Source organism: Neorhizobium sp. NPDC001467, from assembly GCF_050275975.1.
Taxonomy (GTDB): Bacteria; Pseudomonadota; Alphaproteobacteria; order Rhizobiales; family Rhizobiaceae; genus Neorhizobium.
Window position 1 is genome coordinate 271407 of sequence record NZ_JBNNPS010000001.1, and the last position, 12042, is coordinate 283448.

12 protein-coding genes are annotated in these 12042 nt (G+C 61.7%); 6 read left to right on the plus strand and 6 right to left on the minus strand.

What is annotated here, in order from left to right; genetic code table 11:
- The first annotated feature begins 30 nt into the window (after positions 1-30).
- From ACQKKX_RS01335 to ACQKKX_RS01345, 3 genes are all read left to right on the plus strand, one after another.
- Positions 31-831, plus strand: a complete 801-nt coding sequence (locus tag ACQKKX_RS01335; protein ID WP_427568059.1) for an inositol monophosphatase family protein — start codon at positions 31-33, stop codon at positions 829-831.
- 138 nt (positions 832-969) lie between these two features.
- Complete coding sequence (locus ACQKKX_RS01340; protein ID WP_427568061.1) at positions 970-2067, plus strand: flagellar motor protein MotA; 1098 nt, start codon at positions 970-972, stop codon at positions 2065-2067.
- Between the two features lie 3 nt (positions 2068-2070).
- Positions 2071-3102, plus strand: a complete 1032-nt coding sequence (locus tag ACQKKX_RS01345) for a peptidoglycan -binding protein (RefSeq protein ID WP_427568063.1) — start codon at positions 2071-2073, stop codon at positions 3100-3102.
- Positions 3103-3105: 3 nt separating this feature from the next.
- On the opposite strand, the gene ACQKKX_RS01350 is transcribed toward ACQKKX_RS01345, so the two are convergent.
- Positions 3106-4041 carry a helix-turn-helix domain-containing protein gene (locus ACQKKX_RS01350; protein ID WP_427568065.1) on the minus strand — a complete coding sequence of 312 codons (936 nt, stop codon included), beginning with the start codon at positions 4039-4041 and terminating at the stop codon, positions 3106-3108.
- Positions 4042-4229: 188 nt separating this feature from the next.
- On the opposite strand from ACQKKX_RS01350, the gene ACQKKX_RS01355 reads away from it, so the two are divergent.
- On the plus strand, positions 4230-4997 hold the full coding sequence (locus ACQKKX_RS01355; RefSeq protein ID WP_427568067.1) for an SDR family oxidoreductase: 768 nt from the start codon (positions 4230-4232) through the stop codon (positions 4995-4997).
- Positions 4998-5041: 44 nt separating this feature from the next.
- On the opposite strand, the gene ACQKKX_RS01360 is transcribed toward ACQKKX_RS01355, so the two are convergent.
- Together ACQKKX_RS01360 and ACQKKX_RS01365 are read right to left on the minus strand one after the other, a co-directional pair.
- A complete protein-coding gene (locus tag ACQKKX_RS01360; RefSeq protein WP_427568069.1) occupies positions 5042-6313 on the minus strand; it encodes a glucoamylase family protein in 1272 nt (423 codons plus the stop codon).
- A 95-nt stretch (positions 6314-6408) separates the two neighbouring features.
- On the minus strand, positions 6409-8157 hold the full coding sequence (locus ACQKKX_RS01365) for an ABC transporter transmembrane domain-containing protein (protein WP_427569320.1): 1749 nt from the start codon (positions 8155-8157) through the stop codon (positions 6409-6411).
- Between the two features lie 236 nt (positions 8158-8393).
- On the opposite strand from ACQKKX_RS01365, the gene rpmE reads away from it, so the two are divergent.
- On the plus strand, positions 8394-8615 hold the full coding sequence (rpmE, locus tag ACQKKX_RS01370) for a 50S ribosomal protein L31 (RefSeq protein WP_112729431.1): 222 nt from the start codon (positions 8394-8396) through the stop codon (positions 8613-8615).
- Positions 8616-9213: 598 nt separating this feature from the next.
- Here the strand turns inward: rpmE and ACQKKX_RS01375 are convergent.
- The 3 genes from ACQKKX_RS01375 to ACQKKX_RS01385 all read right to left on the minus strand — a co-directional run bounded on the left by ACQKKX_RS01375 (position 9214) and on the right by ACQKKX_RS01385 (position 11595).
- A complete protein-coding gene (locus ACQKKX_RS01375) occupies positions 9214-9723 on the minus strand; it encodes a DUF1465 family protein (RefSeq protein ID WP_427568071.1) in 510 nt (169 codons plus the stop codon).
- A 360-nt stretch (positions 9724-10083) separates the two neighbouring features.
- Positions 10084-10275 (minus strand): DUF1192 domain-containing protein, encoded by a 192-nt coding sequence (locus ACQKKX_RS01380; RefSeq protein WP_427568073.1) that lies wholly within the window; start codon positions 10273-10275, stop codon positions 10084-10086.
- Positions 10276-10299: 24 nt separating this feature from the next.
- On the minus strand, positions 10300-11595 hold the full coding sequence (locus ACQKKX_RS01385) for an MFS transporter (RefSeq protein WP_427568075.1): 1296 nt from the start codon (positions 11593-11595) through the stop codon (positions 10300-10302).
- A 191-nt stretch (positions 11596-11786) separates the two neighbouring features.
- Here ACQKKX_RS01385 and ACQKKX_RS01390 point away from each other — a divergent pair, with 191 nt between their 5' ends.
- On the plus strand, positions 11787-11948 hold the full coding sequence (locus ACQKKX_RS01390; RefSeq protein WP_427568077.1) for a hypothetical protein: 162 nt from the start codon (positions 11787-11789) through the stop codon (positions 11946-11948).
- Positions 11949-12042 lie beyond the last annotated feature (94 nt).

Here is a 12042-nt window from a genome sequence, read left to right on the forward strand (position 1 = left end):
TGCGCGGGGCAAATCCCGAGGATATCCCGCATGGCACGCTCCGCCCTTCTCAACGTCATGGTTCAGGCTGCCGTCAAGGCGGGCAAATCGCTTACCCGCGATTTCGGCGAGGTGCAGAACCTTCAGGTTTCCGTCAAGGGACCGGGCGATTTCGTCTCGCAGGCCGATTTCAAGGCGGAAAAGATCGTCCATGACGAACTGATGAAGTCTCGCCCGACCTACGGTTTCCTTGGCGAGGAAGGCGGCGAGGAAAAGGGCACCGACGGCGCGCATCGCTGGATCGTCGATCCGCTCGACGGCACGACCAACTTCCTGCACGGCATTCCGCAATTTGCCACCTCGATCGCGCTCGAACGCAATGGCGAAATCGTTGCCGGCGTCATCTTCAACCCGGCGACGGATGAACTGTTTACCGCCGAAAAGGGCGGTGGTGCGTTCTTGAACGACCGTCGTCTGCGCGTTGCTGCGCGCCGCGTTCTGTCCGATTGCGTCATCGGTTGCGGCGTGCCGCATCTGGGCCGCGGCAATCACGGCAAATTCCTCGTCGAATTGCGGCATGTGATGGGGGAAGTGGCGGGCGTGCGCCGCATGGGTGCTGCCGCACTCGACCTCGCCTATGTCGCCGCCGGCCGCCTCGACGGTTTCTGGGAAGCCGATCTCAATGCCTGGGACATGGCGGCCGGTCTCATCCTCATCAAGGAAGCGGGCGGTTTTGCCTCCGACATGAAGGGCGGCCAGAACATGTTCGAAACCAAGACGGTGGTTGCCGGCAACGAGCTGATCCAGAAGGCGCTGCTCGAGGTGTCCAACCGCCCTGTTCCGAACCGCTGAATAGCGGCCGACGGTAAGACCCGTCACCCGACGCTTTGTCGGGTTCGGGTAAAATCCCCATGCTTTTCCGGTGCTTCGGCACTTCAATTCGTCGCAATTTTAAAATAGCCTTCGTTCAAGATATGCGGAGGCTGTTTTATGACGAATGACTCTTTGGGGGATGTGGACGTTTCGCAACAGGCTCCGCGCGATTACGGCCACAAGCTTTCCAACCCGATCCCCTTTCTGTGGACGATGACGATCTTCCTGATCATCGTCGGCTTCCTTGCCGCCATCCTCTTCCGGCAGGCCCAGCACGCCTTCATGACCAACCCGGGGCTCAACGGCGTGATACTCGGCGTTCTTCTGATCGGCATCTTCCTGGTCTACGCGCAGATCGTGTCGCTGATCCCGGAAGTCCGCTGGTTCAATTCCTTCCGCGCTGCCGGCAGTGCCGACAAGGTCGGAAGCGAGCCCCGGCTTCTGGCGCCGATGCGCGCGCTGCTCGGCCGTCGCCGCAAGGTGGCGCTGTCGACCGCGACGTTGCAATCCATCCTCGATTCGATCGGCACGCGGCTCGACGAGAAGCGTGACACCTCGCGCTATCTGATCGGCCTTCTTGTCTTTCTCGGTCTTTTGGGGACATTCTGGGGTCTGATCGGCACGATCGGCTCGATCAGCGATGTCATTCAGGGTCTCGATCCGGCATCCGGCAACAATAACGACATTCTGGCGGCGCTCAAAAGCGGCTTGACCGCCCCGCTCTCCGGCATGGGCACCGCCTTCTCGTCCTCGCTGCTCGGTCTTTCCGGCTCGCTGGTTCTCGGTTTTCTCGATCTGCAGGCCGGCCGCGCCCAGAACCGGTTCTATACGGAATTGGAAAACTGGCTGTCTTCCGTCACCGATGACGGTCACGGCCATGCCCTGGTGCCGGGCGTCGCGCCGGCTGCGACCGCTTCCGCGGACGAGTTGCGGGCGCTGACGGAACAGTTGCAGAGACTGGCGACCGCGCAGGCGCAGGCACAGGGCGGACCGCAGGCCGAACGCTCGCTCTCCGCCATGGCCAATCTCGCCGAAGGCATTCAGGGACTGGTCAAGAACATGCGCAGCGAACAGCAGATGCTGCGCGACTGGATCGAGGCGCAGCAGGAGGAATCCAAAGCCATGCGCAAGTCCCTCGACCGCCTGAGCGAAAAGCTCGGCGCCGAAAAGGTGGCGTCCGGCAGGACGTTCTCCGACAAAAGCGGGGACAAATAAGCGATGGCGCTCGGCAGACACCGTCGCGGCGATCGTGGCGTCGATTACTGGCCGGGGTTCGTCGACGCACTGTCGACGCTGCTCCTCGCCATCATGTTCCTGCTCACGGTCTTCGTTCTCGCGCAGTTCATTTTGTCGCGCGAAATTTCCGGTCGTGACGAGGTGCTGAACCGCCTTAACAGCCAGATTTCCGAACTGACGGAACTGCTGGCGCTGGAAAAGAGCGGCAAGACCGATCTGGAAGACACTTTGGCCAACCTGCAATCCTCGCTTACTACCTCGGAAAGCGAGCGCTCGCGGCTGCAATCGCTGCTTGATCGCGGTGCCGGTGCCGGCGATGCCGTCAATGCCCGTGTCGGTGCCCTGACCGACGAGCTGACGCAGGAAAGGCAAATTTCCGCCCGGGCCGCCAGCCAGATCGAACTGCTGAACCAGCAGATCGCCGCTTTGCGCGCGCAGATCGCGGCGGTGGAAGGCGCCTTGCAGGCATCCGAAGCCAAGGACCAGTCGTCGCAGGCACGTATCGCCGATCTCGGCCGCCGTCTCAACGTGGCGCTGGCGCAGCGTGTGCAGGAACTCAACCGCTACCGCTCCGACTTCTTCGGCCGGTTGCGGGAAATCCTGTCCGACCGCGAAAACATTCGCATCGTCGGCGACCGATTCGTCTTCCAGTCGGAAGTGCTGTTTCCGGTCGGCGGCAACGAACTGGACGATGCGGGCCGCGTGGAAATGGACAAGCTGGCCTCAGCACTGCTGGAACTGGCCCAGGAAATTCCGGCAGAAATCAATTGGGTGCTGCGGGTCGACGGGCATACGGACAACGCACCGCTTTCCGGTACCGGCCGCTATCGCGACAATTGGGAGCTTTCCTCGGCGCGCGCCACATCGGTGGTCAAATACCTGATCACCAAGGGCGTGCCCGCCAACCGATTGGTCGCCGCCGGTTTTGGCGAGTTCCAGCCGATCGCCGAGGGCGACACGTTGGAGGTGCGCTCGCAAAACAGGCGTATCGAGCTGAAGCTGACGGAGCGGTGAGGGTTAAATCTCCTTGCGAAATATCGTCGGCGTCGTGCCGGTCAGCTTGCGGAAGCTGGCCGCGAAGGATGATGGCGTCTGGTAACCGACGGCAAGGGCCACGGCCGTCACCGGCAGATCGGTCGTTGCCAGCATGTGGCGGGCCTGCGTGATGCGCAGCGCCGTCAGCCATTCATGCGGCGTCTGGCTGGTGGCGAGGCGAAAGGCGGTGCAAAAATGAAAACGGCTCATGCCGACCAGCGCCGCCAGTTCATCCAGACGGATTTCCCGGTCGATATAATCCTGCATGTAGTTCGTCACGCGTTTCACCTGCCAGTCGGCCAGCCCCTTGCGCACGGTCGGCAGTGTTAGCGAGGCATGGGCGGAATGGGCGCGCACCAGCTGGGTGCAGAGAAGATCGATCGCCTGTTCGACGAAGAGCGATGACGACGTGTCGTCTTGCGCGGCCTCACGGCTCAGCAGTTCCAGAATGCCGGCGGCGGAAAGATCCTCGAAACATATGCGGCCGATCAGTTCGATATGGCGGCCCTTGGCCAGCACGTCGGCCGAGGATTGCAGGCGTTCGTCTGACAGATAGACGTGGCTGACTTCGATCGGGCCTTCCACGTCCCAGCGCCCGTCCTGACCTTCCGGGATCAGCGTCATCGAGCCCGGCCGCGTACGGGCGCTCATGCGTCGCGCGCCCTGCCGCCAGCTGCTTTCCTGTGCGGCACCGTAATAGGTCATCAGCACATGGGTCTGCATGCCGGGCAGGTGAGCGTGGAATTCGCCGTGGCTCCAGCGTTTCGTCATACGCGTGCCGCCGCGCAGGACACTGTCGGCAAGGGCAGGCGGCTGGTCGAGAATATCGCCGATGGCTGCCGGGGCATCGTGGATGTCGGGGGCAGGCGTTGCGGGCAAGGGCGCGCGCTGTGCCGAAAGGCGTGTTGCCGTGCTCAACGTGCTGCCTCCCGTTCCCCTTTGCCCGTTATCGAGAGTGTGACAGGTGATCGGTGAAGGCAAGGGGCTATCCGACCGCAAGATTGCGATAGTCGCCGCAATCGCCGAACGGCGAACCGCCTCTGCTGCGGGTAGGTTTCTCTCACCCTGACCGGAACGGTACAGGCTTTTTTTCAAGGAGAGATCCCATGAGCATTCCGGAAAAGATCGTCGTTATCGGCGGAACCGGCCTGATCGGTTCGAAACTCGTTGCCCTGCTGCGCGACGGTGGCCATGAAGTGATTGCGGCCTCGCCGCGCACGGGCATCAATGCCTTGACCGGCGAAGGGCTGGTGGAAGCGATGACCGGCACCGATGCGGTGATCGACGTCTCCAACATCGCCTCCTTCGATGGCAAGGAGGTGCGCAACTTCTTCGAGACCTCGGCCAGACACCTGATTGCTGCCGAAAAGGCCGCAAAGGTTCGCCATCATGTGACGCTGTCGATTGTTGGGATCACTGGCGAGGGGCCGAACGGTTATCTCAATGGCAAGGTGGCGCAGGAAAACGCCATCAAGGCATCGGGTCTGCCCTATACGATCCTGCGCGCCACGCAGTTTTACGAATTCGTCGCCACCATTGCCGATGGCCATATGGTCGATGGCGTGGTGCGTCTGCCGGACGCGCTGTTCCAGCCGGTCGCCGCCGATGATGTCGCCGCTGCCCTTGCCAAGGCCGCGCTGTCCTTGCCCGTGAACGGCACCATCGATCTGGCCGGCCCGGATCGAGCTTCCTTCGAGGCGATTGTTGGCGGTTTCCTGAAAAGGATCGATGATGCCCGTCCGGTCGAAACCGATGCCGACACCGGTTATTTCGGTCTGCCGGTCTCGGGCACAGCCTTGGTGCCGAAGGGCGAGACGCTGATTGGCGCCACCACGATCGAAACATGGTTCCGCCAGCACCCCGTTGCGGCCTGATGTTTTGGCTACCTGAAAGCGCTGGGCCGCTCGTTAATCGCCCTTCACCCCGAATGCTGGTTGCCCACCTGGAACTCCAGTCTGTTCAGCCCGCGCCGCACTTCCGGCGCCTGCATGAACAGGTTCCACAACAGGCCGGTGCGAAAGTTCTCGATCATCGCGACGATCGGCCCCTGATCGATGACGATGCAATGCGGTGCGGTCCAGCCGCCCGCCGGCATGAAGGCGTCCACGAAACCGTGCGGGCCGAATAGCCTGCCATTGCCGAAAGCCATGAAAGCGCGCAGAGACTTTTCCGCCTCGCGCGGCAGAAAGGGAAAGCTGGAAAGCGCAGCCGTCGGGGCAACTGCGCCGGCATCATGGGTCGGCGAATTGGCGGCATAGCCGTGCGGGATTTCCGAGGCGGTCAGGCCCCAGACGCCAGCCGTCCTGTAGGCGGGCACGGTGAGGCAATAATCGTGGTTGATGCGTGCATGCGCCACCGCCTGTTCCCAGTAGTCGCCGTAGCGGTCCTCCAGTCCGCGCGGATCCAGCGCGCAGAAGGCATATTGTGAGAGGAACAGCGGTCCGCCAAGCGGTTCCCCGAAGGGAAGCCGTGTGCCGTGATAGGTCTCGCCATTGACGAACGCGCCATGTCGCGTCCAGCCGGCATGGTAGTTTTGCGGGTCGATCGGATGCGTGTTCGAGCCGGCGGCCAGAATATAGGCGCACAGCGCCTCGTTCCAGCCGGTGATCGGCAGGTTCATGATCCAGTCCTGGCCGTCGCTCCAGTGCCAGTAGAGCGGCCCGTCGTCATCGCCGCGCGTATACCAGCGCCAATCGGTCTCGTCGTAGAGCCGGGTTATGCCCGCACGCAGTTCGGTCTCGGCCTCGCCATCTCCGGCAAAATACTCGCGCGCGCAGATCAGCCCCTGCATCAGCAGCGTTGTTTCCACGAGGTCGCCGCCGTCATCCCTTTGCGAAAACGGCAGGACGTCGCAGGTCGTGCCGTGGATGAGATGCGAAAACGCGCCGTGAAAGCGTGGCGCGCGAAAGAGGCTGTCGACGATGAGGGCGGTGCGCGCAAGCGACTGGTCCCGCGATATCCAGCCGCGTTCGGTCCCGACCAGAAGCGCCATCAGGCCGAAACCGACGCCGCTTAAGGCCACCGCATCGGTAACCATCTCGCCATCGGCACCGCGCTTTTCGAAAGGCAGGCCGGTTTGCGGGTGGGCGCCCTCCCAGAAATAGAGAAGGGTGCGGTACTGGACCTCATCGAGAAGGGCATCAAGGGGAAGCGAGGCCCGGTCGCGCTGCAGGTGATCTGTGACGTCCATACGGTCGAAACGCTTCAGGCCTTGTTGAGATCAAAGCGCGCCGGGTCCGGCGCAATGTCGCGCACGCTTGCCCGGCCGCGCCCGGGTCGTATCGCTTAATGGGTGAGGCCGTTCGAACGTTCCATGCCACGGTCGAATTGCAGGCGTGCCAGTTTGGCGTAGAGCCCGTCATCGGCGGCGAGGCTGTGATGGGTGCCCTGTTCGACGATATGGCCGTTTTCCATGACGACGATGCGATCGGCTTTCAGGACGGTGGCGAGGCGGTGGGCGATCACGATCGTGGTGCGATCCGTCATCAGCCCGTCCAGCGCCTTTTGCACCAGCGTTTCGCTTTCGGCGTCGAGCGCTGAGGTTGCTTCGTCAAGCAGCAGAACCGGCGCATCCTTCAAAATGGCGCGTGCAATCGCGATGCGCTGACGTTGGCCGCCGGAAAGGGTGATGCCACGCTCGCCGGCAAGCGTGTCGTAACCCTTGTCGAGAGCGCTGATGAAACCGTCCGCCTGCGCGGCAATGGCTGCGGCACGCACATCCTCGCGCGTGGCGTTCGGCTTTCCGAAAGCGATGTTGTCGTGGATCGAGGCGGCGAAAATGGTCACGTCCTGCGGCACGATCGCGAGGCGCGCGCGCAGGTCCGCAAGCCGTGCCTGCTTGATATCGACGCCATCGAGCTTCACGGCGCCGGCCACCGGATCGTAATAGCGCAGCAGCAGCGACAGGATGGTGCTCTTGCCGGCACCCGACGGGCCGACGATCGCGACCGTCTCGCCCGCCTTCACCTTGAGCGACAGGCCGTTCACGGTGACGGCGCTGACGCGGCTCGGATAGGCGAAGGAGACATTGTCGAACTCCACGTCGCCGCGTGCGGGTGAAGGGAGTGCGACAGGCTCGGCCGGATCGCGGATGGCCGGCACTTCGTGCAGCAGTTCCATCAGCCGTTCGGCGGCACCGCCGGCCTGGGAAAGATCGCCCCACACTTCCGACAGCTGGCCAAGCGAGCTGGCCAGAAGCACCGCGTAAAGCACGAACTGGCCAAGCGTACCGGCGCTCATCGTGCCAGCCAGCACATTCTGGGCGCCATACCACAGGACACCGACAATGCTGCCGAATACCAGGAGAATGCCGATGCCGGTCAAAAGCGCGCGCGAACGGATCGCCTTGCGGGCGGCTTCATAGGCGAATTCGACCGTGGCGCCGTAGCGGCGATCGGCATCCTGCTGACCGTTGAAGGCCTGGATGGTACGCACGGCACCGATCGTCTCGGAGGCGAAGGCAGAAGTTTCGGCGAGCCTGTCCTGCGCGGCGCGCGAGCGTCGGCGTACGGAACGGCCGAAGGCGACCAGCGGAAAGACGATCAGCGGAATGGCGCCCAGAACCATGCCGGACAGGGCAGGGCTGGTATAGATCATCATCACCATCGCCCCGAGACAGAGGATGAGATTGCGCAGCGCCTGCGAGGCCGAAGACCCGAAGGCAGACTTGATCTGCGTCGTATCGGCGGTGAGGCGCGACACCAGTTCGCCGGACTGGTTGATGTCGAAGAAGGAGGGCGAAAGCGCGGTGATACGGGCAAACACCTCGCGGCGGATATCGGCGACCACGCGCTCGCCGATGGTGATGACGTAATAGTAGCGCATGGCGCTGGCGAGCGCGAGAACGGCGGCCAGGATCAGCATCATCGCGAAATAGTTGTTGACGAACCCGCCATTGGCCTCCGCAAAACCGTGGTCGATCATGCGGCGGACCGCGAGCGGCAGGGTCAGCGTGGTCACGGCGGCAAGGGTCAGGAACAGGATGGCCGCGCAGACCATGCCCCGGTATCGCAGCACATGCGGCATCAGGCGCATCAGGGGCTGCGGTGAACGGCGGGTTTTGGTCTGGTTTTCCTGGATATCGGCCACGGTGGTCCTCTTCTACGGCACGTGCCGGCGATTTCATGCGGGCACTTGTACTCTCGCCGACCTTCCTGTATAGGCTCCGCATCAAATTGGGAAGCCAGCACCAAGCCGGTGTCTGGCTTCATTTATTGACTAGGGCTCGGCGCTTCAACGTGACAAATGAGCCCTCTATCAGGAAGAGTGTCATGAAGGCCAGCATCCATCCCGACTACCACACGATCAAGGTCGTCATGACCGACGGCACCGAATACGAAACCCGCTCGACCTGGGGTTCGGAAGGTCAGGTCATGAACCTCGAAATCGACCCCAAGTCGCACCCGGCCTGGACCGGCGGCAACCAGCAGATGCTGGACCGTGGCGGCCGCGTTTCCAAGTTCAACAAGCGTTTCGGCGGCCTCGGCCTCTAATTCCTGCTTGTTACTTGAATTCAAGAAGCCTGGCGCAAGCCGGGCTTTTTTGCATTTGGGGCGGGCGAACATGCCGTTGCCAAGCAATCATGTTTGAGCACAACTTCAAATTGTGATTGATTGTCGGTTCATCTTCCGCAGCAAAAGCAGATGCGCATTGCCAGGGCGCACCGGGGAGGATGGGCCGCTCCGGCTTCTACAGCGCCGTGCGCCATATTTGGCGCACTAAGGACGCTGTAGCACTTCAGAGACTGCGCATCGTACTTTCCAAAAATCATCAGATTTTCGGGTCGATGCGCTGGCGAAGGCCTCGCTGCTGAACTGGAGATGATCTATGTGGTTCATTCCATTTAGTATCACTCTGACGATAAGGAAAACCCGCACGGGCTGGCAGGCTAAGGTGCGGGTCCAATTCCTGATCTAAGAGACGGGAGGCAGGGCGTTTGCTCTGTCTCCTGCTCCAGAAATATAGGCGAAAGCTGCGTTTTCGGCAAGCCTGGCCGGTATGCGCTTAACGCGACGCTTCCGGCCCTCAAAACAAAAAAAAGCGGGCCGAGGCCCGCTTTGAAAAATTTGTGCTTTTGATGCGTAGAAGAGATCAGTTCGAAAACGCGGTGCTCAGCAGGTTCAGCTGGGCGCGCACGCCGTTTTCGTTGTCGGGAAGCTTGGCTTCGCCGGGACGGTAGATCTCGCGATCGAGCAGGGCGATACGGTTCTGCAGGCGCAGCGAACGCTCGACCAGATCACGGAAACCTTCCGGAAGATCATTCCAGCCCGGAGCGTTGCGATCGACGTTGAAGCCGTCGAGGCGAACCTTGCTCTTTTCGGAAATCACCTGATCGCGGCTCATCTCGCCGTTGTTGACCGCGCGCTGCAGCAGAAGCCAGGAGGCCATCTGCATCAGCCGCGTGGTCAGCCGCATGGATTCGGCCGCATAAAGCACCGATGCCATGCGCGGCAGAACCTTCGATGCCGCGCGGCCGGTGCCATCCAGGTAGGCCGCGGTCTCTTCGACCAGCGACATGCCTTCAGTATACAGAGCCTTGAACTGCGACGACGATGCCGCGCGGCCTGCGAAACTGACGGTATTCAATACCTGTTCTGACATGGGATTCATCCTGCTAACGCATCAACTTGATCAGGCAATGACGAAGGCAGCCCAAAGGTTCCGCCGTCGTCTGTCTTCCGCATCAAGATGGTACTGATAGCTCAAATCCGCAAGCCAATTCTTAAGGAACGGTTAATTCCCACAGGATAGCTGCACATAACACAAAAAAAGAGCCGCAAAGGCGGCTCTCAAGGTAAAACAGGGAGAAAATCAGACCCTTTCACCGCGATGGCAAACCGTCTGACACCAGAAGAACTGGATGACCACAGTAATGAACGAAAATGCTTAACAGGCGGTTAAGGCCGGCGCGTTCGATATTGTTCCCGTCAATTATTTTCAACGTCGGCGGGGACGCTTGTTTTAGGACTTGAACAGGCTTTCGGCAGCCGCCCGGCCTTTGGTCTTAGCCGATTTTTCTGCTTCCAGCCGGGAAATTTCCTCGCGCAGCAGCGTCACGCGCCTGTCGAGTTCGTCGACAGAAAGGCTGGAAAGATCCTCTCCGATCTCGTGAGCTGCCGGTTTCCCGGGTCGCTCGTCGTTACCGTCGGTCATGCTGTCCTCCCGTTTGCATCCGGCTCAGGTCGCGGCGCGGCGCTGTTCGTCGGCATTGTCCGTGCCGGTCTCGGCAACGCCGGGTGCAGCGCGCGGGTCGAGGGCGAGGCCCTCCGGCGTGCCGAGCAGGGCATTGGCGGCCGGGGCGGTGGTATAACTGTCGCGCTCTTCGACGGGGACGGCGGCACGGATGCGGCTGCGGATGATCGCATAGACCGTGACCGCGATATGCGCCCCGGCGGTGACGGCAAACAGGGCATGCGGTCCAAGCGCCGACATTACCGGCCCGCCAAGCGTCGGACCGATGATCGTGCCGATACCGTAAAGCAGCAGCAGGCCGCCGGATACCTTGACGAAGTCCTCCGGCGCGGCGAAGTCGTTGGCATGGGCAACGGCGATCGGGTAGAGCGCGTTGGCCATGGCGCCGTAAATGGCGACGAGGATCAGGATCGCCATGACATGGGTTGGCTGCACGACAAACATGACCAGACCTGCAAGGGCTGCAGCGGCCGACAGGCCAGCCAGAACGTAGCGACGATCCATGCGGTCCGACAGCCTGCCGGCCGGAAACTGCATGATCGCGCCCGCGAAGATGGTTATCGAAACCATGGCAGCAATCGAGGTCTGGTCAAGCCCGGCGCGCGCGCCGAACACCGCGCCGAGCGTGCCATAGGCGCCATTGGCAATCCCGATCAGCAGAATGCCGGCAAAGGCGATCGGCGAATGGCTGTAAAGGCTGGGCAAGTCCAGCCTGACTCGTTTAAGCGGCTGCGGCGAGGCGGCCTTGGAGAGCGTCGTCGGCAATTGCGCGACGCAATAGAGAATGCCGCAAAGCATGAACAGGAAGGGCGTCGAAACGTCTGCGAACATCACCATCATCTGACCGCCGACCACGCCGAACAGGGTGATGGCGATATAGAAGGAAAAGATCGCGCCGCGGCTTTCGTTGGTGGCGCGCTCGTTGAGCCAGCTTTCGATGATCATCGAGGTGCCGGCGGTGCAAAAGCCGGTAATGGCGCGCAGCATCAGCCAAGCCGTCTGGTCGACAAGGATGCCGATCAGGAGAACGTTCAGGCAGATCAGGCCGAGAAAGCCGGAAAAGGCGCGCACATGGCCGATGCGGCGAACGACATTCGGCGCCACGAAACAGCCGATAACGAAACCCGCGGCCCAGGACGTGCCCAGAAATCCGAGCGCTTCATTTGAATAGCCTTCCAGCGAGCCGCGCAGCGGCAGCAGAAGACCTTGCAGGCCGTTGCCGAAGAAGAGGAAAAGCGTGCCGGAAAGAAGGGCGAGGACAGGCAGAAGATTGCGTCTCATGCGTATGTTCGACCGTAATTAGGTGTGTCAGCACACCCGACCGGGCAGGGAGGGCGGGCAGCGAATCGAAGGTGGAGTGTAATCGCGCAGGGACGAAGAAAGTCTTTCGAATCCTGCCTCCTCAGCCTATCTGTGGTCGATCGAAAAAATGTCCAGCCTATGGCGGACGCGCGAAAATGCAGCGGGTGCCCATGACGAAGATGATCGGATTGCTTCTGCTGGCCGCCATGCTGATCCAGATCATCAAACCGCTCGGCCTTACGGGGCTGAGGCGCCGCGGTGATTTCTGGAAGCTTGCCGTGCTGGCCCTGGTGCTATGGTCAATCACGCTGCTGGCGCGGGACTTCACTTGAGAATTCATGATTCTGCACTTTCAAGGCGGGTCGATGTGGCTCCCGAGACACAAGAGCCGACAATGCCGGCGCGCATGAAAGCTGCGGGGCAAAC

Excerpts from the sequence above, each read along its gene's own strand:
- ACQKKX_RS01365 (WP_427569320.1), bottom strand. The coding sequence starts at position 8,157 with ATGCGCCTGATGCCGCATGTGCTGCGATACCGGGGCATGGTCTGCGCG.
- ACQKKX_RS01385 (WP_427568075.1), bottom strand. The coding sequence starts at position 11,595 with ATGAGACGCAATCTTCTGCCTGTCCTCGCCCTTCTTTCCGGCACGCTT.
- ACQKKX_RS01355 (WP_427568067.1), top strand. The coding sequence starts at position 4,230 with ATGAGCATTCCGGAAAAGATCGTCGTTATCGGCGGAACCGGCCTGATC.
- ACQKKX_RS01375 (WP_427568071.1), bottom strand. The coding sequence starts at position 9,723 with ATGTCAGAACAGGTATTGAATACCGTCAGTTTCGCAGGCCGCGCGGCA.
- ACQKKX_RS01390 (WP_427568077.1), top strand. The coding sequence starts at position 11,787 with ATGACGAAGATGATCGGATTGCTTCTGCTGGCCGCCATGCTGATCCAG.
- rpmE (WP_112729431.1), top strand. The coding sequence starts at position 8,394 with ATGAAGGCCAGCATCCATCCCGACTACCACACGATCAAGGTCGTCATG.
- ACQKKX_RS01380 (WP_427568073.1), bottom strand. The coding sequence starts at position 10,275 with ATGACCGACGGTAACGACGAGCGACCCGGGAAACCGGCAGCTCACGAG.
- ACQKKX_RS01345 (WP_427568063.1), top strand. The coding sequence starts at position 2,071 with ATGGCGCTCGGCAGACACCGTCGCGGCGATCGTGGCGTCGATTACTGG.
- ACQKKX_RS01335 (WP_427568059.1), top strand. The coding sequence starts at position 31 with ATGGCACGCTCCGCCCTTCTCAACGTCATGGTTCAGGCTGCCGTCAAG.
- ACQKKX_RS01340 (WP_427568061.1), top strand. The coding sequence starts at position 970 with ATGACGAATGACTCTTTGGGGGATGTGGACGTTTCGCAACAGGCTCCG.
- ACQKKX_RS01360 (WP_427568069.1), bottom strand. The coding sequence starts at position 6,313 with ATGGACGTCACAGATCACCTGCAGCGCGACCGGGCCTCGCTTCCCCTT.